Origin of the sequence: Weeksella sp. HMSC059D05 (assembly GCF_001809725.1) — a bacterium.
Lineage (GTDB): Bacteria > Bacteroidota > Bacteroidia > Flavobacteriales > Weeksellaceae > Weeksella > Weeksella virosa.
Map to the genome: position 1 here is coordinate 194,055 of NZ_KV798521.1, position 25,310 is coordinate 219,364.

The 25,310-nt window shown below is 35.5% G+C and carries 30 protein-coding genes; 17 read left to right on the forward strand and 13 right to left on the reverse strand.

Features of this window, described 5'->3' with window-relative positions:
- Positions 1-95: 95 nt before the first annotated feature.
- Genes HMPREF2660_RS10950 through HMPREF2660_RS11105 form a run of 5 tightly spaced genes read right to left on the reverse strand, consistent with a single transcriptional unit; the run spans position 96 to position 2,903 of the window.
- Positions 96-518 carry an efflux RND transporter periplasmic adaptor subunit gene (locus HMPREF2660_RS10950; RefSeq protein WP_311316201.1) on the reverse strand — a complete coding sequence of 141 codons (423 nt, stop codon included), beginning with the start codon at positions 516-518 and terminating at the stop codon, positions 96-98.
- Positions 428-898 carry an efflux RND transporter periplasmic adaptor subunit gene (locus tag HMPREF2660_RS02405; RefSeq protein WP_070485515.1) on the reverse strand — a complete coding sequence of 157 codons (471 nt, stop codon included), beginning with the start codon at positions 896-898 and terminating at the stop codon, positions 428-430. The genes HMPREF2660_RS10950 and HMPREF2660_RS02405 overlap by 91 nt, the downstream gene beginning before the upstream one ends.
- The gene (locus tag HMPREF2660_RS02410) at positions 898-2,229 is read right to left on the reverse strand and encodes a HAMP domain-containing sensor histidine kinase (RefSeq protein WP_013598761.1); all 1,332 of its coding nucleotides are present in this window, start codon (positions 2,227-2,229) and stop codon (positions 898-900) included. Before HMPREF2660_RS02410 ends, HMPREF2660_RS02405 begins: the two co-directional genes overlap by 1 nt.
- Positions 2,226-2,642, reverse strand: coding sequence for a response regulator transcription factor (locus tag HMPREF2660_RS11100; RefSeq protein WP_232013407.1), 417 nt, complete (start codon positions 2,640-2,642; stop codon positions 2,226-2,228). Before HMPREF2660_RS11100 ends, HMPREF2660_RS02410 begins: the two co-directional genes overlap by 4 nt.
- 6 nt (positions 2,643-2,648) lie before the next feature.
- Positions 2,649-2,903, reverse strand: a complete 255-nt coding sequence (locus HMPREF2660_RS11105) for a response regulator (RefSeq protein ID WP_255356399.1) — start codon at positions 2,901-2,903, stop codon at positions 2,649-2,651.
- A 127-nt stretch (positions 2,904-3,030) separates the two neighbouring features.
- Between HMPREF2660_RS11105 and HMPREF2660_RS02420 the strand changes: the two genes are divergently transcribed.
- Positions 3,031-3,885 (forward strand): ATP cone domain-containing protein, encoded by an 855-nt coding sequence (locus HMPREF2660_RS02420; protein ID WP_070485516.1) that lies wholly within the window; start codon positions 3,031-3,033, stop codon positions 3,883-3,885.
- On the opposite strand, the gene HMPREF2660_RS02425 is transcribed toward HMPREF2660_RS02420, so the two are convergent.
- Positions 3,878-4,339: a DUF4268 domain-containing protein gene (locus HMPREF2660_RS02425; protein WP_255356400.1), complete on the reverse strand. Its 462-nt coding sequence runs from the start codon at positions 4,337-4,339 to the stop codon at positions 3,878-3,880. The genes HMPREF2660_RS02420 and HMPREF2660_RS02425 overlap by 8 nt on opposite strands.
- Positions 4,340-4,435: 96 nt before the next feature.
- On the opposite strand from HMPREF2660_RS02425, the gene HMPREF2660_RS02430 reads away from it, so the two are divergent.
- Genes HMPREF2660_RS02430 through HMPREF2660_RS02440 form a run of 3 tightly spaced genes read left to right on the forward strand, consistent with a single transcriptional unit; the run spans position 4,436 to position 6,316 of the window.
- On the forward strand, positions 4,436-4,918 hold the full coding sequence (locus tag HMPREF2660_RS02430; RefSeq protein ID WP_013598764.1) for a TlpA family protein disulfide reductase: 483 nt from the start codon (positions 4,436-4,438) through the stop codon (positions 4,916-4,918).
- A gap of 40 nt (positions 4,919-4,958) precedes the next feature.
- On the forward strand, positions 4,959-5,414 hold the full coding sequence (locus tag HMPREF2660_RS02435; RefSeq protein WP_013598765.1) for a hypothetical protein: 456 nt from the start codon (positions 4,959-4,961) through the stop codon (positions 5,412-5,414).
- Between the two features lie 2 nt (positions 5,415-5,416).
- A complete protein-coding gene (locus HMPREF2660_RS02440) occupies positions 5,417-6,316 on the forward strand; it encodes an MBL fold metallo-hydrolase (protein ID WP_070485517.1) in 900 nt (299 codons plus the stop codon).
- Between the two features lie 114 nt (positions 6,317-6,430).
- Here the strand turns inward: HMPREF2660_RS02440 and HMPREF2660_RS02445 are convergent, their stop codons facing one another.
- On the reverse strand, positions 6,431-7,372 hold the full coding sequence (locus tag HMPREF2660_RS02445; protein ID WP_070485518.1) for an NAD(P)H-dependent flavin oxidoreductase: 942 nt from the start codon (positions 7,370-7,372) through the stop codon (positions 6,431-6,433).
- A 169-nt stretch (positions 7,373-7,541) separates the two neighbouring features.
- On the opposite strand from HMPREF2660_RS02445, the gene HMPREF2660_RS02450 reads away from it, so the two are divergent.
- The 3 genes from HMPREF2660_RS02450 to HMPREF2660_RS02460 all read left to right on the forward strand — a co-directional run bounded on the left by HMPREF2660_RS02450 (position 7,542) and on the right by HMPREF2660_RS02460 (position 11,873).
- Positions 7,542-7,763, forward strand: coding sequence for a DUF2795 domain-containing protein (locus HMPREF2660_RS02450; RefSeq protein ID WP_013598768.1), 222 nt, complete (start codon positions 7,542-7,544; stop codon positions 7,761-7,763).
- Between the two features lie 151 nt (positions 7,764-7,914).
- Positions 7,915-11,247: a preprotein translocase subunit SecA gene (gene secA / locus HMPREF2660_RS02455; protein ID WP_070485519.1), complete on the forward strand. Its 3,333-nt coding sequence runs from the start codon at positions 7,915-7,917 to the stop codon at positions 11,245-11,247.
- A gap of 98 nt (positions 11,248-11,345) precedes the next feature.
- On the forward strand, positions 11,346-11,873 hold the full coding sequence (locus HMPREF2660_RS02460) for a YqiA/YcfP family alpha/beta fold hydrolase (RefSeq protein ID WP_013598770.1): 528 nt from the start codon (positions 11,346-11,348) through the stop codon (positions 11,871-11,873).
- 4 nt (positions 11,874-11,877) lie between these two features.
- On the opposite strand, the gene HMPREF2660_RS02465 is transcribed toward HMPREF2660_RS02460, so the two are convergent.
- From HMPREF2660_RS02465 to HMPREF2660_RS02475, 3 genes are all read right to left on the reverse strand, one after another.
- On the reverse strand, positions 11,878-12,219 hold the full coding sequence (locus HMPREF2660_RS02465; RefSeq protein WP_013598771.1) for a hypothetical protein: 342 nt from the start codon (positions 12,217-12,219) through the stop codon (positions 11,878-11,880).
- Positions 12,203-12,547, reverse strand: coding sequence for a phage holin family protein (locus HMPREF2660_RS02470; RefSeq protein WP_013598772.1), 345 nt, complete (start codon positions 12,545-12,547; stop codon positions 12,203-12,205). Before HMPREF2660_RS02470 ends, HMPREF2660_RS02465 begins: the two co-directional genes overlap by 17 nt.
- Positions 12,548-12,608: 61 nt before the next feature.
- The gene (locus tag HMPREF2660_RS02475) at positions 12,609-12,956 is read right to left on the reverse strand and encodes a YtxH domain-containing protein (protein WP_013598773.1); all 348 of its coding nucleotides are present in this window, start codon (positions 12,954-12,956) and stop codon (positions 12,609-12,611) included.
- A gap of 99 nt (positions 12,957-13,055) precedes the next feature.
- Between HMPREF2660_RS02475 and HMPREF2660_RS02480 the strand changes: the two genes are divergently transcribed.
- A complete protein-coding gene (locus tag HMPREF2660_RS02480; RefSeq protein WP_070485520.1) occupies positions 13,056-14,255 on the forward strand; it encodes a pyridoxal phosphate-dependent aminotransferase in 1,200 nt (399 codons plus the stop codon).
- 3 nt (positions 14,256-14,258) lie between these two features.
- Positions 14,259-15,299, forward strand: a complete 1,041-nt coding sequence (gene murB / locus HMPREF2660_RS02485) for a UDP-N-acetylmuramate dehydrogenase (RefSeq protein ID WP_013598775.1) — start codon at positions 14,259-14,261, stop codon at positions 15,297-15,299.
- Here the strand turns inward: murB and HMPREF2660_RS02490 are convergent.
- Complete coding sequence (locus tag HMPREF2660_RS02490) at positions 15,271-16,071, reverse strand: cobalamin-binding protein (protein WP_070485521.1); 801 nt, start codon at positions 16,069-16,071, stop codon at positions 15,271-15,273. The two genes, murB and HMPREF2660_RS02490, sit on opposite strands and share 29 nt — an antisense overlap.
- A gap of 116 nt (positions 16,072-16,187) precedes the next feature.
- Between HMPREF2660_RS02490 and lpxK the strand changes: the two genes are divergently transcribed.
- A complete protein-coding gene (lpxK, locus tag HMPREF2660_RS02495) occupies positions 16,188-17,228 on the forward strand; it encodes a tetraacyldisaccharide 4'-kinase (protein WP_013598777.1) in 1,041 nt (346 codons plus the stop codon).
- Positions 17,200-18,012: a purine-nucleoside phosphorylase gene (locus HMPREF2660_RS02500; RefSeq protein ID WP_070485522.1), complete on the forward strand. Its 813-nt coding sequence runs from the start codon at positions 17,200-17,202 to the stop codon at positions 18,010-18,012. The genes lpxK and HMPREF2660_RS02500 overlap by 29 nt, the downstream gene beginning before the upstream one ends.
- A gap of 116 nt (positions 18,013-18,128) precedes the next feature.
- On the opposite strand, the gene HMPREF2660_RS02505 is transcribed toward HMPREF2660_RS02500, so the two are convergent.
- Both HMPREF2660_RS02505 and HMPREF2660_RS02510 read right to left on the reverse strand, forming a co-directional pair.
- Positions 18,129-19,706 carry an FMN-binding glutamate synthase family protein gene (locus tag HMPREF2660_RS02505; RefSeq protein ID WP_013598779.1) on the reverse strand — a complete coding sequence of 526 codons (1,578 nt, stop codon included), beginning with the start codon at positions 19,704-19,706 and terminating at the stop codon, positions 18,129-18,131.
- A 238-nt stretch (positions 19,707-19,944) separates the two neighbouring features.
- Positions 19,945-21,555, reverse strand: a complete 1,611-nt coding sequence (locus tag HMPREF2660_RS02510; protein WP_070485523.1) for an ABC transporter substrate-binding protein — start codon at positions 21,553-21,555, stop codon at positions 19,945-19,947.
- Between the two features lie 39 nt (positions 21,556-21,594).
- Here HMPREF2660_RS02510 and mtaB point away from each other — a divergent pair, with 39 nt between their 5' ends.
- The 6 genes from mtaB (at position 21,595) to HMPREF2660_RS02535 (ending at position 25,286) form a co-directional block, all read left to right on the forward strand.
- Positions 21,595-22,929, forward strand: a complete 1,335-nt coding sequence (gene mtaB / locus HMPREF2660_RS02515) for a tRNA (N(6)-L-threonylcarbamoyladenosine(37)-C(2))-methylthiotransferase MtaB (RefSeq protein ID WP_013598781.1) — start codon at positions 21,595-21,597, stop codon at positions 22,927-22,929.
- 24 nt (positions 22,930-22,953) lie between these two features.
- On the forward strand, positions 22,954-23,559 hold the full coding sequence (locus tag HMPREF2660_RS02520; protein ID WP_070485524.1) for a porin family protein: 606 nt from the start codon (positions 22,954-22,956) through the stop codon (positions 23,557-23,559).
- A gap of 147 nt (positions 23,560-23,706) precedes the next feature.
- On the forward strand, positions 23,707-24,237 hold the full coding sequence (locus tag HMPREF2660_RS02525) for a DUF4136 domain-containing protein (RefSeq protein WP_013598783.1): 531 nt from the start codon (positions 23,707-23,709) through the stop codon (positions 24,235-24,237).
- Positions 24,238-24,624: 387 nt separating this feature from the next.
- Positions 24,625-24,801 (forward strand): hypothetical protein, encoded by a 177-nt coding sequence (locus HMPREF2660_RS10955; protein WP_168160778.1) that lies wholly within the window; start codon positions 24,625-24,627, stop codon positions 24,799-24,801.
- A gap of 112 nt (positions 24,802-24,913) precedes the next feature.
- A complete protein-coding gene (locus HMPREF2660_RS02530; RefSeq protein ID WP_126414833.1) occupies positions 24,914-25,117 on the forward strand; it encodes a hypothetical protein in 204 nt (67 codons plus the stop codon).
- Complete coding sequence (locus tag HMPREF2660_RS02535; protein ID WP_070485525.1) at positions 25,095-25,286, forward strand: hypothetical protein; 192 nt, start codon at positions 25,095-25,097, stop codon at positions 25,284-25,286. Before HMPREF2660_RS02530 ends, HMPREF2660_RS02535 begins: the two co-directional genes overlap by 23 nt.
- Positions 25,287-25,310 lie beyond the last annotated feature (24 nt).

Below are 25,310 nucleotides of genomic sequence, written 5' to 3' on the forward strand. Positions count from 1 at the left end.
TTCGAAAATGAGCAAAGCATTCGACCCGATAACTTTTTCATCCGAAGCCAAATCTTCTTCTATATACGTCCACTCTTCGTTATTGCTAATTGGCGTCACTTTTTTCGCCTCAAGAGTACAGTCGTTTTTGTAGGTAACGAGATAGTTTTTGTTGTTGAAAAAATCAAAGCGTCATTAGGAATCGCATATGCGTTTCGGTCTGAAGTGTTTTTATTGATGATAATATCAACCCTTAGGCCTGGCATAAGATTCAAATTTTGATTTTCTAAGACAACGCGCGCTTTCAGAACGTGTTCATTGTCATCAAAAACATTATAAATTTTATCGATTTTTCCGGTGTAAATTTGGTCTGGATAAGCAATGGTTTTTACTTTCACTAGATCGCCAGTTTTTACATATTTTAGATTGCTTACATAAATATTCACCATTACCCAAACTTTTTTAAGGTTCGAAATAGAAAACAAAGCATCGCTATCCGACGTGATACTTTGTCCAGAACTGATCGATTTCTGAATGATATATCCTTTTTCGGCGCCAAAATCTGAAAAGCATCCTGCCCAACAGCTCTGTACAATTGCAAAGTTTGCTTGATTCTTTCTAACTCGATTTTGGCACTTGCCAATTCATGCTCCGACTCTAAAACTTCGGGAGCAGAAATCATCCCATCATTCAACAATTCTTTTTTGGTAGAAATTTGTTTGTTAAGTAAAGTAATCTGATTCTGAAAGAAACGTTGTTGTTGATACAATTCCTGAATTTGAGACGATTTTATCGTCGTCAAAACTTGTCCTTTCTTCACATAATCGCCCAACTCGAAATTGACATTATCTACCACACCATCGAGCAAACTCCGAAAGCTTACCAAATCGTTTTCATCATATTCTATTTTTCCCGGCATTAGCAGTTGCTCGGTAATCGGACTTTTATGAACCGCAAGAATATCCGTTGGATATGATGAATCTTGAAAATAATATTGGCAAGAGAAAGTCCGATTCCTTTTCCGTTAAATTCTGAGGTGTTGCTGCCACGATAAAAGTTCGACGTAATTCTGTGTAAATCCTCTTTTTCTATACCAATTCCTTGATCTTTAATTTGTAGTTGTAAATGATTTTCTTCTTCGGATATACTAATTTTAACTAATTGATTATGAGAGTATTTTATGGCGTTTTCTAAAATGTTGAGAATTGCCAAACGCAACATTTTTTCGTTACCTTGTTGAATGAGTAATTGTTGATTTTTCAACTCAAAATCCAATTGAAATTTGGCTTCTTTTAATGCAGCTTCTTGTTCGATCATCTGAAAAATAATTTCATCTATCCGAATTGGGGACAGTTCTAAATTGGTTTTCACACCAGAAAGAATCATCATTTGATCGAGTGTATCGCGCAAATCTTCGACATAATTTGCATACTGTAGATTCACTTTTTTATATTCTTCTACACTTCTTTCTTTTTGTTTGGTAACTTCTATAGTGTCTAAAATTGCGGTCATCGGCGTTCTAAATTCGTGCGAAACATAATCGATAAAGTTTTTTTGTACCAAAAATGTTTCCCCTAAACGTTCCACAAAATGATTGTACGTTTTTACCAAATCTTCAACTTCTTTATACGTTTTTTCGAGTTGGATAGGATGTTGAAAATTTTCGGAGTTTCTTGATTTTATCTGTTTCATCATCAAGGAAATAGGTTGATAAGCAATATGGCCGATTAGCTGTCCGAAAAGAAAAACAACCAACAAACCAATTACTGAAACTAGGACAAGAATTTGTAAAAGTGAATTCATTAAACCATAAAATTCATCGGTTGATTCTCTAGTGATAATAACAAAATCGCCTTGATTGTCATGATAAAATAAGCCGCTATAAAAAAAGTTATCGGTCCGAAAATTAGCTTCTTTATTTTTTCGAATTGTTTCTACAAAGTTTTCGGTAATTTCGACATCATCGACCATATTTCCACCAAACTTTTTATTCTTTTCATTGAACACTAAAATATTCTTTTTCGAGATCGATTTCGAAAGTCTATTTTGTATGCTTTGATGTTCCGAATGCGAAACTTCATCTTCTTCTAAATAATAAAAAGCGGCGAGTAAGGTTTTGCTTTCGAGATTTTTATATTCGCGCTGAATCATTTTTGTCGAAAAGAAAAAATAAATTAAAACCGATGCTACCAAAATGGCTACTCCAAAAAGTAAACTCGTATAAAAGGCTAAGCGATTTTTTAAACTCATGCGTCGTGTTTGAATAAATAACCAAATCCTTTTACCGTGAAAATAAATTTATCTTCGGTTTCTATTTTGTTGCGCAAATAAGAAATATACACATCTACAATATTGGTCTGATTATCGAATTGTATTCCCCAAACGGCATTCAGAATTTGCATTCGTGTGACGGTTTTATCTTTATTTTCAATGAGATAGAGAAGGAGTTTCATTTCGGTTGGAGAAAGATCAACTTCTTTTTGATTCACCGAAACTTTGTATTGATCATAATCGATGCTCAAACTCCCAAATTGTTGTAGGTTGGTAGTGGTTTCTATGAGGCGATTTGCTCTTCTTGTTAGCGCTTTGATACGAGAAAAAAGCTCATCAAAATGAAATGGTTTCGTGAGATAATCATCAGCACCATCATCCAAAGCATTCACTTTATCTTACACCGTATTCAGTGCAGAAAGCATGAGAATCGGTGCCGTAATTTTTTTATAGCGTAGAGTTTGTACCGATTGTCGACCATCGATTCCGGGCAACATAACATCGACAATAAATAAATCCCACTGCAAATCGAGGTAATTTTCTATAACTTCCTCGGCCGTTTTACACAAGGTCACCAAATAGCCATTTTCTTCTAATCCTTTCGTCAGAAAATCACTAATTCGTTTATCGTCTTCTACAACAAGAATTTGCATTGTTAATAGGTTTTATACAAAATTATCGAAAATGTCTTGACTTTTAAGATAGGAAAGAACTTTCTAATTTAATTTTAATTATCCTCAAGTTTTTATACTTTTAATCCTAAATCTAAATAATAATTAGGTGAAAGTAAAAAAACAATCTGGCGAATTAGTCGATTTTGACCCAAAGAGTTTGCGCCGTTCTCTTTCTCGTTCTGGCGCTACGAAATCCGAAATAGAAGAAGTTTTTTCGACTGTTAATAATTTTTTGTATTCGGGTATCAGCACACGAGAATTGTATCAGAAAGCTTTTGATGAACTCAAAAAGTTTCGTTCTTCATATGCTGCACGCTATAGCCTGAAAAGAGCCTTGCAAGAACTCGGGCCAGAAGGGCATCTTTTCGAGGAATGGATTGCAAAAATCTTTATCGAGCAAGGTTATCAAGCACTTACCGGAATCACAGTTCAGGGCGCAGCTGTAACACACGAAATAGATGTTGTTGCCCTAAAAGGGGAGGAACTTATTTTTTGCGAGTGTAAATTCAGAAATGACTTAGATGCCAAAATTAGCGTTACAACGCCGATGTATATACTGTCGAGAATAAAAGATGTGATGAATAATGAGTACGAGTTTTTCGGTAAGAAAATGAAACCAACCAAAGGCTTTTTGGTAACCAATGCTTATCTTACTACTGATTCGATAGATTTCGCAAATTATTATGGGATTGGATTGATTTCTTGGAACTATCCCGAAGGAAAAAACATCAAAGAAATAGTTGATTATAGTGCCTTGTATCCGTTGACTTGTCTAACGAATCTTACCAAAGAACAAGAGAAACAACTCATGGAAAAAGGAACAATATTGGTGAAAGAGTTGGTCGAAAATCCTACAGTATTAGATGAACTGAGTCTAGACGAAAACACCAAAAATAATGTGTTAGAAGAAGCTAGAGAATTGATTGATGTAGAATGTTTTCGTTGTGAAAATCCTACTTAAACAAGTCGAATGAAGCCTTGTGGTCTACCCAAAAAACATCCAAAGCAATTGAATTATCTTTCAGAAAGCGAATAATTTCTGCCCAATCACTTTCGCGATAAATACTTACTTGATCTAGTTTCAAGCGGATACTCGAAATGGGTTTCCCTTCGTCAGAAAAATCATTTTTTTCCCAGACCCAATCATCTCCGCAATACGAAGCAAAAACAAGATCGAACTCTTCGAGTTGTTCCCAAATCATTTGTTGGTATGACGGATCTGGATGCGCCACTTGCACGCTGATTTCTGCATGTCGATTGAACACATCGGTCTTGAAAAACAATCCTTTTATACCGGTTTTGTAATTAATCCAATTGATACGTCTGCCTTCTGCATTGGGTTGCAACTTCATGTACGAACCAAAAGCTGTCCAGAATTCGTGCTTTATGCGTTTCGCTTCTTCTTTTGAAAACAATGTTATTAGTATTTGATACAAATTTAGGGTTATTTTAAGATATTTATGATGAGAAGCTAAAGAGAATTTGGTATTTTTAGTATATAAATAGAAAGAATGATAAAACAAATCCTACTCATATTCGTCCGTGTAAGCTTTCTGATGACAACTCCTCTTTTTTCTCAAGAAATAAAAGTTGTTAACCATGAAGAATTACAAAAAGCAATCCTGCGTTCGGATAAACAATTAACGGTAGTAAATTATTGGGCAACATGGTGTATGCCATGCTTGGCAGAGTTACCTTATTTTTCTGTTGTAGAAAAACAAAATAAAGACGACGTTCGTTGGGTTTTTGTATCGTTTGATCGTCCAAAGCAAATTGAGCGAATGAAGGAGATTATCCGAAAAGAAAATCTAAATGGTGAGTTTTTTTTGTTGGATGACCTGAAAAATCAAAAAGTTTGGCGATCATCGATCGATGAAAATTGGTTTGGAGCTATTCCCGTTACCAACTTTTATAAAAATCGTGTTAAAATACTGCATCATCCAAGTGCATTTACTCTAGAAGAATTAACCGAAGTAGTGCAGCAATTGAAATAAGATACCTAGAAAAAATTTAAAAAAAATAAAAATAAATATTATGAAAAAAACACATATCCGAAAAGAAATTATCGATCATTTAATCGAATTGAAAAGAAATGAAATAAAAAAACTAGAAGAATCTCATAAAATCTATGCCGAGAGTGCCGACTTAGATGAAGAATCAAGCCTAGAGTTGGATGATTTTTCACAACAAAATCAGTCAACCGATGCTGCTAGAAACCTACAATTGAGAATCGATCGAGAGAAAGATTTATTGAATCAATTTATAAACTTAAAACCAGAATTAGTACCGGAAATTACCGAAGGTAACGTAGTGTTTACAGATAAAGTAAACATGGTAATAGGATTAGCATTCAAAGATTTTGAGTGGAACGGAAAACGATTTGTCGGCATTAGTACAAGTGCACCAATCTTCGAGGCATTGGTCGGAAAAAGAGAAAATGATACATTAAATTTTAACGGAATCGATTATACCATAGAAGAAATATTATAGTCATGGTAACTATACATACAATCGATCTCAATTTTCAGAACAATAAAAAAGTTATTGCAGCTTATCTTATTGAGACCGAACAAGGGCCTGTTTTGCTCGATCCAGGACCTTATTCTACTTTCGAGACGCTAGCTGCTGGTATCGAGAGATTAGGTTGGCGAGTAGTCGATGTAGAAAATGTTTTGTTAACGCATATCCATTTTGATCATGCAGGTGCTGCTTGGAAATTTGCAGAACATGGAGCGACAATTTTTCTCAATCCGATCGGAATTCCTCATCTCAAAAATCCAGAAAAACTCTGGAACTCTGCTAAGCAAATCTATCAAGATAAGATGGATTCTCTCTGGGGTGAAATGAAACCTATTAAAGAAGAGTCTTTGGTAGGATTAGCTGATGGACAAAGTGTAGAGTTCGGGAATGCAATCTTCGAAACGTTTTATACTCCAGGACATGCAGTGCATCATAATGTATACAAGTTAGAGGAGGTGTTTTTTACAGGAGATGTAGCAGGTGTGAAGATAGAGAATGGGCCTGTTGTTCCACCGTGTCCACCTCCAGATATCAATATAGAATTATGGAAGAAGACAATAGAAAGATTGAGAGAAATAAAAGCAAAAGGAATCTATCAAACGCATTACGGCTATCACGATGATGTCGAAAACTTGTTTAGACAACTTGAAGTTGAACTGGATAAATGGGCCAATTATATCCAGCCAATGTATGAAGATCAGAAACCTACAGAAGATATTACCCCAGTTTTTGTAGATACTATTCAATCTTTTTATCGGAGCAAAGGCTTAGATGAAGAACAGATTCAGGCATACGAATTGGCCAATCCTTCTTGGATGTCGGTCGGTGGTCTTCTACGTTATTGGAGATTAAAGGAACAAGGTAGGCTGTAGGTTATTATATTTTTTTGTAGGGAAAAATAGAAAACCTCCCTTCTAAAATAAAGCTGACCTTCATAGAGGTCAGCTTTTTCAATAGAATAAACCAATCAGAAAATAATAATATTATTATAAAAATTTCATTTTTTCGATAGTAGCTGTATACTCTGAAAGTAATTCATTAAATACTTCTTCTACACTTAATATTTCATTTATCAAGGCACTTACTTGTCCGATTTCTAATTCTCCCTCGTGTAAATCACCTTCGAACATTCCTTTTTTTGCACGTCTTTTACCTAAAAGTTCAGCCAAATCTTCTTTCTTTGCACCATTTGCATACGCATCTTGTACTTTTTGATAAAATTTATTTTTGAGTAATCTTACCGGGGCCAACTCTTTAAGAGTTAATTGAGTATCTCCTTCTTGAGCTTTCAGAATTTCATTCTTAAAATTTTCGTGCGATGAAGATTCGTGCGTTGCTGCAAAACGAGAACCAATCTGAACGCCTTGTGCACCTAGCGCTAAAACAGCTGCAATCTGTGAACCTTTGCCTATTCCTCCTGCTGCAATAACAGGTATGTCGACCATTTCTACAACATGTGGAATGAGACAAAGTGTAGTGGTTTCTTCTCTGCCATTATGTCCGCCGGCTTCAAAACCTTCTGCCACGACAGCGTCTACCCCAGCTTCTTGTGCTTTTATTGCAAATTTACTGCTACTTACTACATGTGCCACGGTTACTCCATTTTCTTTGAGGTATTGAGTCCACGTTTTGGGATTACCAGCAGAAGTAAAAACTATTTTCACTTTTTCTTGTAAAATAATTTCCATAACCTCTTCGATATCTGGGTAGAGCATCGGGACGTTTACACCAAAGGGTGAGTTTGTTGCGAGCCTGCATTTTTGTATATTTTCGCGTAAAATATCCGGGTACATACTGCCAGCCCCGATTAAACCCAAACCACCTTGATTAGAGACAGCAGAAGCTAATTTCCAGCCAGAATTCCAAATCATTCCACCTTGTATGATAGGATATTTTATACCAAATAATTGATTGATTTTTGTGTTCATTTTCCTTTTTTACTTGGTTAAAAATAAGTATTTTTATTCAAACATAAAATTAAGAAACTGACGCAGAAACTGACAAGTTGACTTTGGCAAATTTTTTGATAACTGACTGCCAAGAGATATCTTAAGATAAAGTATAGGACATTTATAAACGATAAAATAAACAAACAATATGTATTGGACGTTAGAATTAGCATCTTATTTAAGTGATGCGCCATGGCCAGCAACCAAAGACGAGTTAATTGATTATGCTATTCGTACTGGTGCGCCATTAGAGGTTGTGGAAAACTTACAGTCGATAGAAGATGAAGGAGATTCGTATGAAAGTATCGAGGAAATCTGGCCAGACTATCCTACCGAGGAGGATTTCCTTTGGAACGAAGACGAATATTAAAAAAAACTGTAAAAAAGCCCGTAGAGGGCTTTTTTATATCTACCCAATTACTTTATGAATTAAATCACGAAACTTTCGTGGTTTAGTGTATATTTGTCACACAATACAAACCCTAAAAAGACTAAGATACAGTCGAAAAGAATTATACAATATGAGTATTATCGATAAAATATTAGAAGTATTTCTTGGCGATAAAAATGCCAAAGACGTAAAAGAACTGCAGAAATATGTAAAAGAAGCTAACGAAGTTCTTGAGTCGATGAAATCCTTATCAAATGATGAACTACGCAATAAAACGGTCGAATTTAAGGCTAAATTAAAAGAAGCTACAGCCCAATACAACGCCCAAATCGATGAGTTGAAAAAAGAAATCGAATCGATAGAAGACTACGATGAAAAAGAAGTTCTCTACAATAAAATCGATGACATCAATAAGCAAGCATATAAAGTAGAGGAGAAGATTCTTACCGATATTTTGCCAGAAGCTTTTGCTGTAATGCGTGAAACTGGAAGAAGATTTGCAGAAAATAATGAAGTTGTTGTTGCTGTAACAGAGTTCGATAGGCAAGTAGCTCAGCGAAAAGTAAATGTAGTCATTGACGAGGAAAAAGGTCAATCGATTTGGAGTAATAAGTGGGATGCTGCCGGTAGAGAAGTCACATGGGACATGATACACTATGATGTGCAATTTATCGGAGGTGCAGCTTTGCATCTTGGGCGAATTGCAGAAATGCAAACCGGTGAAGGTAAAACATTGGTAGCAACTTTACCGATTTATCTAAATGCCCTTACCGGAAGAGGAGTACATTTGGTGACCGTGAATGAGTACTTAGCAAAACGTGACTCGGCTTGGATGGCTCCAATTTTCGAGTTTCATGGGCTGAGTGTTGACTGTATCGATAACCATCAACCAAACTCTGCTGGTAGGAGAGAAGCCTACCGATGCGATATTGTGTATGGAACCAACAATGAATTTGGATTCGACTATTTACGTGACAACATGGCAGCAACGCCAGATGCTTTGGTACAACGAGAACTGAACTTTGCGATCGTCGATGAGGTGGATTCTGTGTTGATTGATGACGCTCGTACGCCGCTCATTATTTCTGGGCCAGTTCCTCAAGGAGATCGTCATGAGTTCGATATGCTTAAACCAAAAATTGAACGAATCTATTCGATTCAAAGAGAACAACTCAATAAAACTCTGAACGAGGCCAAAGCTCTTTTCAAAGAAGGTAATTTAAAAGATGGAGGATTCAAACTTTATCAAGTATACCGTGGATTACCAAAGTATAAACCACTCATAAAATTCTTGTCTCAAGATGGAGTTCGAGCACAATTACAAAAAACCGAAGCACATTTCATTGCAGATAATAACCGAGAAATGCACAAAGTAGATAAACACTTGTACTTTGTCATTGATGAAAAAAATAATCAATCTGATTTAACAGATAAAGGAATCGAACTTTTATCAAAAGGTATGGAAGACGACCAGTTTTTCATCCTACCAGACGTATCGACTGAGTTAGCTAAAATAGAAAACTCGAATGGTACAAAAGAAGAAATTCTTCATCAAAAAGAAGAATTCTTTCGTAATTTTTCGATCAAATCAGAACGTATTCACTCGTTGAGTCAGTTGCTTAAAGCTTACACGCTTTTCGAGAAAGATGTAGAATATGTAGTGATGGACGGCCAGGTGAAAATTGTAGACGAACAAACGGGGCGTATCATGGATGGTCGTCGATATTCAGATGGCTTGCACCAAGCACTTGAGGCAAAAGAAAACGTGAAGATAGAGGCTGCAACCCAAACTTTTGCAACGATAACCTTGCAGAACTATTTCCGTATGTATAATAAATTAGGCGGAATGACCGGTACTGCAGAAACAGAAGCAGGAGAATTTTGGGAAATATACAAATTAGATGTAGTTTCTATACCAACCAATCGTCCAATTGCAAGACAGGATAAAAACGATTTAGTATTCAAGACAAATCGAGAAAAATACAAAGCAGTCATTGCTGAAGTAGAAAAATTGGCCCGTGAAGAAAAACGTCCTGTATTAGTAGGGACAACCAATGTCGAGGTATCAGAGTTATTATCGAAAGCTCTCAAGCTAAGAGGAATTCCACACAACGTTCTCAATGCAAAATTACATAAAAAAGAAGCAGATATTGTTTCGGAAGCTGGTCGCCCAGGAGCAGTAACTATTGCAACCAATATGGCCGGACGTGGTACCGATATTAAACTTACAGAAGAAGTTAAAAATTCGGGAGGCTTAGCAATCATCGGTACAGAACGTCATGATTCTCGCCGTGTCGATCGTCAGTTGCGTGGTCGTGCAGGCCGTCAGGGAGATCCAGGATCATCACAGTTTTTTGTTTCATTAGAAGATAGTCTGATGCGTCTTTTTGGTTCAGAAAGAATTGCCAAACTAATGGATAGAATGGGGCATACAGAGGGAGATGTAATCGAACATTCGGTTATTACCAAGTCTATAGAACGAGCGCAGAAAAAAGTAGAAGAAAATAACTTTGGTATTCGTAAACGATTATTAGAGTATGATGATGTGATGAATAAACAACGCGAAGTCATCTACAAACGTAGAAGAAATGCATTGTTTGGTGAGCGCTTGGGAGTAGATATTGCCAACATGATCTACGATGTATCGGCTGCGATTGTTAGAGAAAATAAAGAAGTAGAAAATTTCAAAGATTTTGAGTTGGATCTGATTAAATACTTCACTATGGAATCTCCTGTAGACGAAGCTGGATTCAAAAATACTTCAATCAAAGCTCTGACGGATATTGTTTACGAGGCTGCATTAGAAGACTATAAAAACAGGAAAGAATATTTGATGAATGCTGCCTATCCAGTGATTGCAAATGTATACGAGAATCAAGGAAATATTTTCTCGCGCATTCAGGTTCCGTTTACCGACGGAATCCGTACGCTAACTATAGTTGCAGACCTCAAAGAATCGTATGAAACTCATTGTAAGTCATTGATTCGTGACTTCGAAAAAAATATTGTTCTAAGTATCATTGATGATAATTGGAAAGAACATTTGCGTGATGTAGATGACTTGAGAAGAACTTCACAGAATGCCGCTTATGAACAAAAAGATCCTTTGGTAGTTTATAAACAAGAATCATTCAATATCTTTCAAAGAATGTTGAATAACCTCAATAAAGAAATTGTTGCATTCTTATTCAAAGGTGAATTACCTCAATCACAAAATAACAACGAAGAAGATATAAAGCAGGCTAAAGAGCAAGCACCAGAACAGGTGCAAACTTCTCGAGGAGATGAGCAAGGAAAAGAAACTAAAACAGACGCGAAAACTTCTCCAGAACAAGTTGATAAAGTAGGACGTAATGAACGAGTGAATATTAGAAACCGTTCGACCGGCGAAATCAAAGAAGTAAAATACAAACAAGCCGATGCTTATATACAAACAGGCGAATGGGAAATGACAGAAAAATAGTCTCCTAAAAAAACACATTCGAATGTAAGTTTAATAAAAGAAATAACCATTATAGTTATCATGATGGTTATTTTTTTATATTAAATAAAAAAAGAACTATGAGAAAAAAGAAATTACTATACTTGCATGGTTATCAAGGATTTACAACTAAGGAAAAAAAAGATTTCCTAGACACTATTGCCCATGCACAATATCCGTTGATTGACTATGATGCAGAGGCAAAGACTGTTATAAAGGATTTGTTGAATCTGATCGAAAAAGAAAAAATAGAAATACTAAGTGGTACAAGTTTAGGAGCAATACTAGCGTATTTATTAAGTAGAATTAAACAATTACCATGTTTGTTGTTGAATCCTGGTGTAACACGCTATGAAGAAGTGAAAAGTTTTGTACCAAAAGAGTTCGAACTGAAAGAAAGTTTAGCACCCACATATATAGTTGCTGGTAAACTAGACACAGTCATATCTTATGATGAACAGTTGAAATTTTATGAGCAACTAAGCGGAAATAATGTGTATGAAAAATATTTACTAACCGATGAAAACTTAGAACATCGCGTTTCGCTTGAAGAATTCCAGCGTTACTTCACGCTCTTTTTTCAATGGCTGAATGAAATTGAGCAATAAAAAGTTAAGAGAGTTTTTTCTGAATAAATTTTTGGAGTTTTGATGTAATAATCGGAACTGTAATTACAACCAAACCCGATAAAATATACTTCGAAACACCACCCATCGGGTATCGTGTAGAAATTTTTTCAGCAACAAGATTTAGTGAGCGTTGTATCCTATTCGAAACAATACTATCGGCAGAATTCATATTTCCTATAAACCCCACAGCTTTTCCCAAAATAGAATTGTCCTGAGCATGTTCGCTTTCGTTGATTTGTCTTTTTAAATAACGCTTTGCAGCACGTAACTCATCAATATTTGTAATTGCTTGTCCAGGAGTGTATTTATTAGTCTTCTTCTTCATCCTTATTTTGGTTTGTAAGTGCATTCATAGAATTAAAAACTGCAGTATTCGTTATGGAAAGTTTAATTTTTTTGCGAAATAAAATTCCAATGAGCAAAAATAAACAGTAAAGTCCCGTAATTGCCAAGAAACCTAATCCATTGTCATCAAAAACTTTACCCAATAAAAAGCCTGCTGCAATACTACCAATTAATAGTAAAAAAAAACCAAGTACCGCCATAATAAGAATATATACTGCAGAAGAAATCATGTGACTAGTAGAGTCAACTATTTCATATTTTACTAGGGTAATACGATTATTGATATGGTTTTTTAGATCTTTAAACATACAATAAAATTAAGGGACTGAACAATAATAAAGAAACTAAAAAGATAGAAAAAATGTAGGATTAAACTCCTACATTTTTTTGAAACTCGTCCTGAGCTTCTTCTAATTTATCTTTAGCCTCGTTCTTGGCGTTTTTTGCTTTTGCAATTAACTCGTCTTTTTGTTCTGCTAATTTATTTTTTACTTCTTCTAATTTAGCTTCTAATTCTTTTTTACTTTTCTTAGCTTTATCAGAAAAGTCATTAGCGTATTTGTCCAATTCTTTTTTGATTTTGTCAGCCTCTTTTTTTAGTTTTTTGCGTGAATCTTCACCCGATTCAGGAGCGTATAATAAGCCTACAACTGCTCCGATTGCTGTACCGATTGCTAAACCTGCTAATAATTTAGTAGCATTATTTAATTTACTCATAATAAAGTTTTTTTTGAGATTAAACGTTTGTAATTTTACATCATCATATGGTTCAAAAACGGTGCCATACCAGTAAAGAGATATTAAAAAAATATTAAAATGAGAATTATTTCAGAAAAAGCATTGCAAATGCCTGCTTCACCTATCAGAAAGCTTGTCCCTTACGCAGATAAAGCTAAAAGTAATGGGAAAAAAGTGTTTCACCTAAACATTGGACAACCTGATATAGATTCGCCAAAAGCCGCTTTAGAGGGTTTGAAAAACTTCGATGAAACGATTATTTCTTACACCCATTCCGAAGGTACATTGGCCTATAGAGAAGCATTGGCAAACTATTTTACGAATAGAAATATTCATTTACAACCTGAGAATTTTATCGCAACCTTAGGCGGTTCAGAAGCTTTATTGATGCTCTTTTCGATAATTTGTAATCCAAATGATGAAATCATCATACCAGAACCTTTTTATGCTAACTATAACGGTTTTACATGCAACAATGAAGTGAAGATTGTACCCGTAGTTTCTACCATAGAAAATGGTTTTGCGTTACCATCAATCGAGGAGTTTGCAAATAAGATTACCGATAAAACACGAGCAATCCTAATTTGTAATCCAGGTAATCCTACCGGTTATGTGTACAGCAAAGAAGAATTGACTCAATTAAAAGACTTGGTGCTGAAACACGATTTATATTTGATTGCAGATGAGGTTTATGCCGAATATTTATACACAGATAAAGAATTTACTTCGATTTTATCTTTTGATGATTTAAAAGAAAATGCAATTGTCATCGATTCAGAATCAAAACGATTTAGTTTGTGTGGTGCAAGGAGCGGTGCTTTGATTTCTAGAAATGAAACTTTTCTTAAGGCAGCCATGAAGTTTGCCCAAGCCCGATTAAGCCCATGCGAAATTTCACAATATATTGCTACACAAGCTCATAATAATCCTGGAACCTATTTCGAAGATTGCCGCGAAGAATATCTAAAACGTCGAGATATTTTGGTAAACGGGCTCAATGAAATCCCAGGTGTATTTTGTCCAACTCCCAAAGGAGCTTTCTACTGCGTGGCTCAACTGCCAGTAGATAATGCCGAAAAATTTGCCATTTGGTTGTTAGAAGAATTTCAAGATAATCAAGAAACGGTTATGGTTGCGCCAGCAGCAGGGTTCTATAGCACTCCAAACTCGGGCTTGCAAGAAGTTCGTTTGGCTTATGTATTAAATGAAAATGATCTGAGACGTTCGGTAGAATTAATAAAGTTAGCCCTCGAAAGTTATCCAGGAACCAAAAGATAAAACATGGAAATCAGAGAAAATTATTCCCTAAAATATTACAATACTTTCCGCTTATCAGTTGTTGCACGTTATTTTATCGAGGCGAAATCCCTAGAAGATTTACAATTTGCTTTGGACTTTGCCAAAGAAAAATCGTTACAGTTATTGTTCTTGGGCGGAGGAAGTAATGTTCTTTTTTTGGATAATTTCGATGGATTGGTAATAAAACTAAGTCTGAAAGGTATTTCTATAGTCAAAGAAACCGAAGATATTGTTTGGATAAAAGCAATGGCTGGTGAAAATTGGCACCAATTCGTTCTATCAACCCTAGATAAAGGATTTGGTGGTTTAGAAAATTTATCCTTGATCCCAGGAAATGTCGGCACTGCACCTATGCAAAATATAGGTGCATACGGAGTAGAAATTAAAGATACTTTGATCGAAGTAGAAGCACTGAAAATTCTCGATAATACAATCCATATCTTTAGCAAAGAAGCCTGTCGGTTCGGGTATCGCGAATCGATATTCAAGAACGAAGAAAAAGGAAATTTTGTATTAGTAAGTGCAACTTTTGAACTAACCAAAAGGAGTCACCAATTGAAAACTTCGTACGGAGCTATTCAACAAGAATTAACATTAGAAGGTATTTCTACTCCAACGATAAAAGATATCAGTTCGGCAGTGATCAAAATTAGACAAAGCAAATTACCCGATCCTGATGTGATTCCGAATTCTGGAAGTTTCTTTAAAAACCCGTCTGTTTCTGTCGAAAAGTATAGGGAGTTACAAACCTCTTATCCAGAAATTGTTGCTTATCCCAATGCCGATGGAAGTATGAAAATAGCCGCAGGTTGGTTGATTGAAAATGCAGGCTGGAAAGGCAAACGATTTGGTGATGCAGGTGTGCATGCTAAGCAAGCATTGGTTTTGGTGAATTACGGTAACGCAACAGGAGAAGAGATCTATAAACTTTCAGAAAAAATAGTGACCGATATCTATGCCAAATATGGCATTTACATGGAGCGAGAAGTCAATGTTATTGGCTGCGATGAAAATGCTCGATGATACGAAAAATTTCTTTAGCACCATCAGTAAGAGCAGCAGGTCCGGGCTGTAAAATCAGCTCGGATTTTATTTCGTATAAATGGTCGTTTTTCACTGCATTTACCCTATCAAACTCTTCTCTTTTCTTTACCTCCTCTGGTTTGAACATTTTTCCGCACCAAGACCCAATAAGAATATCAGGATTTTTTTGCACAACTTCTTCGTGAAGTAAAATTCTATTTTTTGCTAACTTTTCCATTTTTTTATCCGGAAAAGAAATTTCACCACCCAAAAGTTCAATCAGTTCTTGTACCCAAGTGCTAGCAGCAATAATAGGATCATACCACTCTTCGAAAAATACGTTTGGTTTTTTATGGTATTGATTGGTTCGATTGTGCAAGTCTTCTAATTGTCTATGATACGCATCTATAAGCTTTTGCCCGATTGACTGCTCGCCAATCAAGCCAAAAAATTGTAGAATGTATCCAAAAATTCCTTCCAAAGTATGATGATTGAAAATATGAACTGGATAGCCTCTTTTGATTAACTCTTTGGCAATGGGTGCTTGCAAATCAGAATAACCAACAATCAAGTCTGGTTGCAATTGGTCAATTTCATCAAATTTTGCATCAAGAAATGTACAAATTTTGGGTTTCTCTTTTCTTGCTTGTGGTGGTCTATATGTAAAACCACTAATCCCAACCAAACGGTCTTGTAGGCCAGCCGCATACAAAAGTTCTGTTCCTTCTTCTGTAAGACAAATAATCCTTTGTGGTTTTTGGATAAAAAGCATCTTGTTTTTTGGGTTGTTTCCTACGAAGATAAACAAAACATCAAACTTTATGACTCTTTGTTAGTAAGAAAGCAAATAGAATTTGGTATTTTCGCAACGATAATACGTAAAAAAGTATGAATTGGCGTAAACTTTTATTCCCTTTCTCGGGTTTATATTGGTTAGGAAGCAGTCTTCGGAATGTTTTTTACAATATAGGATTTCTGAAACAAACACAGTTCGATTTACCTATTATCAATGTAGGAAATCTTAGCGTTGGAGGTACAGGAAAATCTCCACATGTACTATATCTAATAGAACTACTAAAAAACAATTACAAAGTTTGTACCCTTAGTAGAGGGTATGGACGAAAATCTAGAGGATTCAAGTTTGCAAATTACGAGTCGAAAGTGTACGATATTGGTGATGAGCCGATGCAGTTTTTTCGTCGTTTCAAAAATAAAATTATAGTTACAGTTTGTGAAAATCGTGTAACAGGAACACAAAAAATAATCCGCGATTTTTATCCTGATTTAATTATTCTAGATGATGCATATCAACATAGAAGTATCAAAGCAGGATTCAATATTCTATTGACAGATTATCAATTTCCATACAGTAAAGATTATTTATTGCCGGCCGGGAATCTGCGAGAAAGTAGGGCGGGAGCTAAGCGTGCAGATGTAATTATTGTGACCAAATGTCCAGAAAATCTTACCGAAAAAAACGTTCAACAATTACGCGAAAGTTTGAGAGTGAAGCCAAAACAAGAGTTGTTTTTTTCTAAGATAGAATATGCAACAAAACTTATTGGTTTGCATGATGAAATTCCGATGAGTAACTGGTTAAATTACAATGCGGTTGTTGTGACAGGAATAGCAAATGCACAAAATTTTGTTGCTTTTTGTGAAGAAAAATTTAGAGCAGTTTTGCATTTAGAATTCCCAGATCATCATAACTTTAGTAATACTGAAATAGAGTATATCCGAAAAAGATATCAAAATACAGAAGGTGAAAGGATTTTGCTTACCACCGAAAAAGATTACATGCGCCTGATGGAGGAAGAGTCGTTGAAGAACGATATGTATTATCTGCCAATAAGCGTAACTTTAAACGATGAAAAAAAATTTAACGAATTAATTATAGACTATGTTAGAGAGAATCAAAAACGCAGTTGAGTATATAAAAAAGCGACTACCAGAACAGCCCGAATTTGTGGTGGTTTTGGGTTCGGGTTTAGGAAAACTAGAGAATGAAATTCTAGATCCTATAGTAATTCCTTATCAAGAAATCCCTAATTTCCCGCAAGTAACCGTAGAGGGGCATAAAGGACACTTAGTGTACGGGAAGATAGAAGGTAAAAAGGTATTGATGATGGCCGGTCGTTTTCATTACTATGAAGGATACTCGATGGAGGAAGTTACTTTCCCGATGAGAGTTTTCAAAGGATTGGGGATAGAAAAAGTGATTTTATCGAATGCTTCGGGAGGTGTGAATCCTAGTTTCCAGGTAGGAGATGTAATGATTCTGAAAGATCACATCAATATGATGCCGGAACATCCTTTGCGAGGTAAAAATATTGATGAATTGGGACCTCGTTTTGTAGATATGTCAAAACCATACGATTTAGATTTTATTTCGATTGCCGAAGAAGTGGCAAAAGAGAAAAACTTGACCATACAGAAAGGAGTTTATGTAGGACTGCAAGGGCCAACATTCGAAACGCCAGCAGAATATGGAATGGTGCGTTATATTGGTGGTGATGCGGTAGGGATGAGTACTGTACCAGAAGTAATTGTAGCTAAGCACATGAATATGCGTGTGTTTTGTGTTTCGGTAATTACAGACTTAGGTGGTCCAGAAATTGCATTTCCTGTTTCGCATGAAGAGGTCTTGAATGCCGCCAATACCGCTATGCCAAGTGTGATAAAATTAGTGAAGGGTGTATTGGAAAAAGGCTAATTTTTATAAAAACAAAAAACTATTAGCATATTGTTATAAATAAAAAGCAATCCAGACTGGATTGCTTTTTTGTATTTGTTATTAAAAGGGATGAAAAACATTGTACCGAAAGTACATTATCCTCCAATATTCGACTCTTGAACCATTCTCATGATTTCTTCTCTAGTTTTTCCTAAATAAGAACCTTCTTCTACTATCGGATACAATTGATCATATGTTCTTACTTTGGTTTTATCTATTCGTAAGTTAACAAAGGTTCTATCAAAATCGCGATGAGATTTTACACCCGTGGCAGAAATTAGTTCAGACAAATTATGCATAGTTTTCTTGTGAAAATTGTACATACGTGTTGCTTTGTCTTCAATGTCAAGTCCTTTCATCAGCTCTCGATCTTGCGTAGCAACACCTACCGGACAAGTATTGGTGTTACATTGTAAAGCCTGGATACATCCTACTGCCATCATCATCGCACGAGCAGAATAACATAAATCTGCCCCAATTGCCATGACACGTGCCATATGGAAAGAAGAAATAATTTTTCCGGCTGCAATGACTTTGATATCTTTTTTTAGGTCATAACCACGTAGTGTGTCAATTGCGAAGGCTAAACCATCTAAAAGTGGAGTCCCCAAAGAGTTAGAGAATTCTACAGGAGCAGCTCCGGTTCCTCCTTCACCACCATCGATCACGATAAAATCTGGCTTAATCCCGGTAGTAATCATGGCTTCACAAATTTCAAGGAATTCTCGTTTTACACCAATACATAATTTAAATCCGACTGGTTTACCTCCTGATAGATCGCGTAGTTGTTTTACAAAATGCATCATACCTTCTGCATCACTAAAAGCAGAGTGTGATGGAGGAGAGTCTACAGTAGTGTAGGGTTCTACAGCACGAATTGCTGCAATCTCTGGGGTGTTTTTGTTGGCCGGAAGAATTCCTCCGTGTCCTGGTTTTGCACCTTGAGATAGTTTCAGTTCTATCATCTTTACATTAGGTAAAGTTGCTCTTTCTATATATTTTTCTGGGTCAAATCCACCATCGGCAGCACGACATCCAAAATAACCTGTCCCTATTTGCCAAATCAAATCTCCACCAGGATTCAAATGATAAGGTGAAATACCTCCTTCTCCAGTGTTGTGTGCGAAGTTTCCTAATTTAGCTCCTTTGTTCATTGCTAATACAGCATTTTCACTCAATGAACCGAAGCTCATTGCCGATATATTTAGTAATGACGATAGATAAGGTTGTTTGCAATCTGGCCCACCAATTTTCACGCGTGGATCATCTGCATGTTTTATTTTTCCTGCGTACATAGAATGGTTCAGCCACTCGTAACCTGGTGCATAAACATCTTCTTGTGTACCAAAGGGAACCGTGTCGATTACATTTTTTGCACGTCGATAAACCATGCTACGCATTAAGCGGTTGATTGGTTTTCCTTCGGTATCAGTTTCGACAAAATATTGCATGATTTCTGGTCGGATACTTTCTAGTAAATATCGCCCATGACCTATAATCGGAAAATTCCTTCTAATGGCATGCTTTTTCTGAGTGATGTCTACAAGCCCCAGTAAAATCAGCGGTAGAAAGAAAATTAAAAACCAAAGAACTCCTTTCCAATAAAAAGAAATAACTCCAATGGCGACTAAAACTGCAATGGAAGCTATGATGAATAGCTGTCTGACTTTCATAAAATCAATTTTTTTTTAAGCATTAATTTAAGCGTTTCAAATATATTCAAAAAAAGCAGAGTAAAATTATTTATTTAAAGATATTGTTGATTATTTTTTACCTATTTGTAAACTTTATAATTGGTCCTTTTTCAGTTATACTAAAACATAACAAATTTTGATGAGAAATTTGTACAAAATCTAAAAAACAACTATTAATATTTAATATTATCAAATGATTTGACATAAATAATGAATTTTACTTTTCTTTATAAACACGCGTCAAATCCAATAGTTTTATAGGACTCATGCGTAGGTTCTTTACTTTTTTGTTGGTAAATAGTGCCGTCTGATCATAAAATAAAGGAACAATTGGAGCTTCCTGCATCATAATGTAGTCTAATCTCTCGTATATTTTAGCTCTTTTGTCTGCATTATTTTCTAAAAATGATTGATGATAAAGTTGGTCGAATTCGGGTGAACGAAAGTGAGAATAATTCGGACCTTCTGGAGCAAAATTTTGACTATAAAATAAAGAAAGAAAGTTTTCTGCATCCGCGTAATCAGCTCCCCAGTTGGCACGGAAAAAAGCAAATTTACCTGTCGATTTTCCTTCTCGCATAGTCGGCCCTGGTACTACATTTACATTTATTTTTAAGCCGATCTTAGCCATTTCGGCTGCAAAATATTCGCACACATCTACATATTCTTGCACGGTTGTTAGTTCTATCGTTGTGCTATTAGGGTATTCTTTACGGTAAGAGTCAATCAAACTTTTTGCTTTTTTAGGGTCATAAGGATAACCGTTTTTTGCGGAATGTCCTGCTAACCCTTTTGGGATAAAACCGCCATCGGCAGCAAATCCTTGTCCTTTCATCAAATAGCGGATAATTTTTTGTTTGTCAATGCCATAATTCATCGCTTGCCGTAAACGCTTATCAATTTCTTTCCCATCATCCAAATAAAAACTAAAATAAACGGTGCTAAGATAAGGTTCTTTGATGAGTCGGATTTGATGACTGTACTTCGAGTTTAATTCGCCATTGGCACTCAAAATTTCATCTTTATAAGAGGGATCTAAATCTGCCATCATATCCAAATTTCCTTTGATTAACTCTAGAAACTCTGAATTCTTTTCGGGTAAAAACGTAATATTTACGGCATCTAGATAAGGTAAACGTTTATTTTTATCATCGTACTCGAAATAGAGAGGGTTTTTTCTCAAAACCATTTTTACGTTGTCTACCCAGATTTTAAATTGAAATGGCCCAGTACCAATAGGGTTTTGTGTAAAACTATTTTCACCATCGGTAAATAATTCTTTTGGTACAACCGAAGCATATTTCATACTTATTAGACCTAAAAAAGGTGGGAAGGTTTCTTTTAATTGAATTTGAAAAACAGAATCATTCAGTGCTTTATAAGATTCGATATTACTCATAATCCAACCACCAGAACCATTGTTTTTAGGGTCTTTTAGACGATCGAAACTGAAAGTAAAATCGCTTGCGATGACTGCACGCGTAGAATCTTTACCGAATGCAGGATGACGATGAAAAAAAACATCATCACGAAGTAGAAAAGTATACGTTTTACCATCTTCAGAGATCGACCAATTTTTAGCAATATCTGGTTGAATATTCAGATTATAATCAATTTTTACCAAACTATTATAAAGCAAATTACAAGCCCAATTATTAGCTTGTGTTCTTGCTTGGATTGGGTCGAGTGAAGAAATATTATCGTACCGATTGAGCCTGAAAATCATCGAGTCGTCGACTTTATTTTCAGTTGTACAGCCACTTAGCAATGCTAAAAAAATGATAGTCAGGCAGTATTTGTATTTGTGATATATAGTTTTTGTTGTCAAATTAATAATAATTTGGGGCTAATTTACTAAATTTGTGGCATGAATCAAGATACGAGAACTGTTGCTTTCTATACACTAGGATGTAAATTAAATTTTTCCGAAACCTCTACAATTGCTAGAAATTTGCAAGATAATGGTTATCAGAAAGTTGAGTTTCATCAGCCTGCTAGTGTATACGTTATCAATACCTGTTCGGTGACGGCCAATGCAGATAAAGAATGTAGAACTATAGTGAAAAACGCCCTTAAGGCAAATCCTAATGGGTTTGTGGTTGTGGTAGGATGTTATGCACAGTTGAAGCCTGAAGAAATTGCCTCGATAGAAGGAGTAGATTTGGTGCTGGGTGCATCCGAAAAGTTCAACATTGCACAATATCTAGATGACTTGGAAAAACAAGATGAAACGATCATCCATTCTTGCGAAATAGACGAAGCAGATTTCTATGTAGGATCGTATTCTATCGGGGATCGAACGCGTGCTTTTCTCAAAGTTCAGGATGGTTGTGATTATAAATGTACCTATTGTACCATTCCATTAGCACGAGGGATTTCTCGGTCGGATGAATTGCATAATGTCCTGAAAAATGCAAGAGAAATTGCCAATCAAGATATCAAAGAAATTGTGCTTACGGGCGTGAATATTGGTGATTATGGAAAAGGAGAATTCGGTAATAAAAAGCACGAGCATACCTTCTTAGAGTTGGTAGAAGCTTTGGATGAGGTGGACAATATCGAGCGAATTCGTATTTCATCAATCGAACCCAATCTCTTGAAAAACGAAACCATCTCCTTTGTAGCGCAAAGCAAACGATTTGTTCCGCATTTCCATATTCCTTTACAATCAGGTTCGGATGTTTTACTCAAAAAAATGAAGCGTCGATATCTCACAGCCTTGTATAAAGATCGAGTAGAAAGTATTAGAAAAATAATGCCGAATGCGTGTATCGGTGTGGATGTTATTGTTGGTTTCCCAGGTGAAACTGAAGAGTTGTTTATGGAAACGTATCATTTTTTGCAAGCGTTACCCATTTCTTATTTGCATGTTTTTACCTATTCTGAGCGAGATAATACAGAAGCAATAGATTTTCCTGGAGTTGTTCCGTATCATGTACGGAAAGAACGAAATAAGCGATTACGGATTTTGTCAGAAAAGAAACGATTAGCATTTTATCAAAGTCAATTAGGGTCAACACAAAAAGTTTTGTGGGAGCATGAAAATAAAAATGGTAAAATGTATGGATTTACAGAAAATTATGTGAAAGTTGAAGCCGATTATCAAGAAGAGAGTATAAATCAGATACAAGAAGTAGAACTCGGAATGTTGAACGCACAAGGTGTTGTCGAGGTGAAAATAAAACTACCAATAGAAATATAGAAATTCAAATAAAACTCTAAAAAAATGAAAAATATATTGAAAAAAGCAAGTCTTTTAACCCTTGTATTTTTAGCATTTCAGCATGTAGATGCACAGATTTCGTACGGGGTAAAAGCAGGTGCAGGCGCTTCGAACACGACGGTTATTCATGGGATTTCCGAAACGCGTTTTGGTTTTACTGGCGGTGGATTTGTAGAGATTCCGCTAACCTACAAAAATAATCTGCACTATCTACAGCTAGAGGTTTTGTATGCCAACGAAGGAGAGTATTCTAAATTTACCGAAAACGGCAAAAAACACAAAGCATTCCTCAATTATATCAACATCCCGGTTTTGTATAAATATTATTTTGATGATCAGGATAGTGATTTTTTCATAGAGGCAGGTCCGCAAGTTGGATTCTTGGTTTCTAAAAATTTTGATGAGAAAGGTCCAGAAATTGTTGCAGGAACAGAAAATAAATTTGATTTAGCCATTAATCTGGGCGTAGGATACTCGTATTTACGAAAATATGAAGCAAATCTTCGCTACGGTTATGGCCTTTCGGACACCTATAAAACCTTTGGCGATAGCGGAACTGGCGTTAATCGTTCTTCACTATTCTCGTTGCAATTCGCTTATAAATTTTAAAATAAAAGAGTATTGAAAGTTAGTATTCTTGCTAATTTTTAGCGCAAGAATTAGGTGTATAAAGATTATTACTTTGGTAAGAATTTTTTCGTTTATAATATTCAAAATATTCGTATCTTAGTCGTAGTAGAAGTAAAATATAAGAGTATGAAGAAGTTAACCTATTTTTTTATTGGGATATGTTTTTTCACATTGATGAGTTGCGGAGTAGTACAAGTCAATACCGATTACGATAAGACGACGAATTTCACTCAGTATAAAACCTATGGCTATCACCAAAAAGGATTTGATAAATTACCATTAAACGATTTGGATAAACGTAGAATAATTGCAGCCATCGACCAAGAAATGGCAGCAAAAGGTTTCCAAAAAGTTAACGATAATCCAGAATTAGTGGTCAATATTTTGGCAAGTTCTAAAGAACAAATAACCGTGGATAACGATTGGTATGGCTATGGATTTGGTTGGGGACCTTATTGGGGTGGACCAGCGTCACGCGTTTCGCAATATACCTCAGGAACCATTATTATAGATATTATCGATTTTAATCGTAATATTTTGGTATGGCAAGGAGTAGGTTCTGGGTTGAATGTTTCGAATATTTCTGCCAAATCAGAACGGATTCCACAAGCCGTGAACGAAATACTTAAAAGTTTTCCTCCTGGACAAAAAAAATAATATCAATTATTGATTACCAAAAGGAATAGTATGCATTTGCATACTATTTTTTTATCCATTAATAGCCCAAAATAGAGTAGAAGGATATGTGTATGATGAAGCACAATAACCCATCGTAAACGTACAAGTTTTGATCAATAGTTCGAGTCGAACAACAAAAACGGATAATAAAGGTTTTTTCGGATCGATTTTCCGAATGGTCAACACAATCTTATTTTTCGTCACGATTATTTTCAAACCAAAATTCTCAATCTACAATCCAATCAAACATTGATGCTAGAAGTTGTGATGGAAGAAGATATTATCTATCCAATTATAAACAGCTGAAATCCAAACGATGAGCCCGAAAGACCGGGAGTATTATTACAGCATTTTTCGAGAAAAATCTTGGGTTTAGACGAAGTTTCTAAAAAAATTAAAATAAAAAATCCGCAAGTTTTACGGTTTCATTTCGATGAGAAACAACGCGTCCTTATTGCTCGTGCCAAAGATGTGTTAGTAGTGGAAAATATATATTTAGGCTATGATGTTGAGTACGATCTACAAAAGTTTTCTATCGATTAAAAACAACAATCCTTAATGGTTTTGGGTTCGAGTTTTTTTCAAAGAAATAGAAGGAAATAAATCACGCAAAAAGAAATGGTATAAGAATAGAGAAAAAGTTTACTCAGGTAGTTTGATACATTTTTTGAGTTCGCTTTATAATCAACAATTAGAAGAAAATGGTTTTGAGGTGAAACGATATATTCGGAAAGAAAATCTGCCCTATAGTATGGCAATCGAGAAAGTGAAAATGGGTGAGAACGTGGTTATTCCTGGTAAAGAAATTGCGTATCTAGTCAATCAAAAAGTCCTGTATGATTCCGTTGATCGTTCGTGATAATTCCTCGGTTTATTTAGATTTTGATGGATTGTATTCTATCGAATACCAAAAAGAAAAAGAAGATTTGGCGTATGTGAGCTATGTAAAAAGAGGAAAAATGTGTTGGCAATCAAGTGTCGATTATTCGGCTGAAAAAACGGTAGAAATTACCAAAGAAGGTTTGTAAGTTCCCCGTTTTTCCAACAGTTCA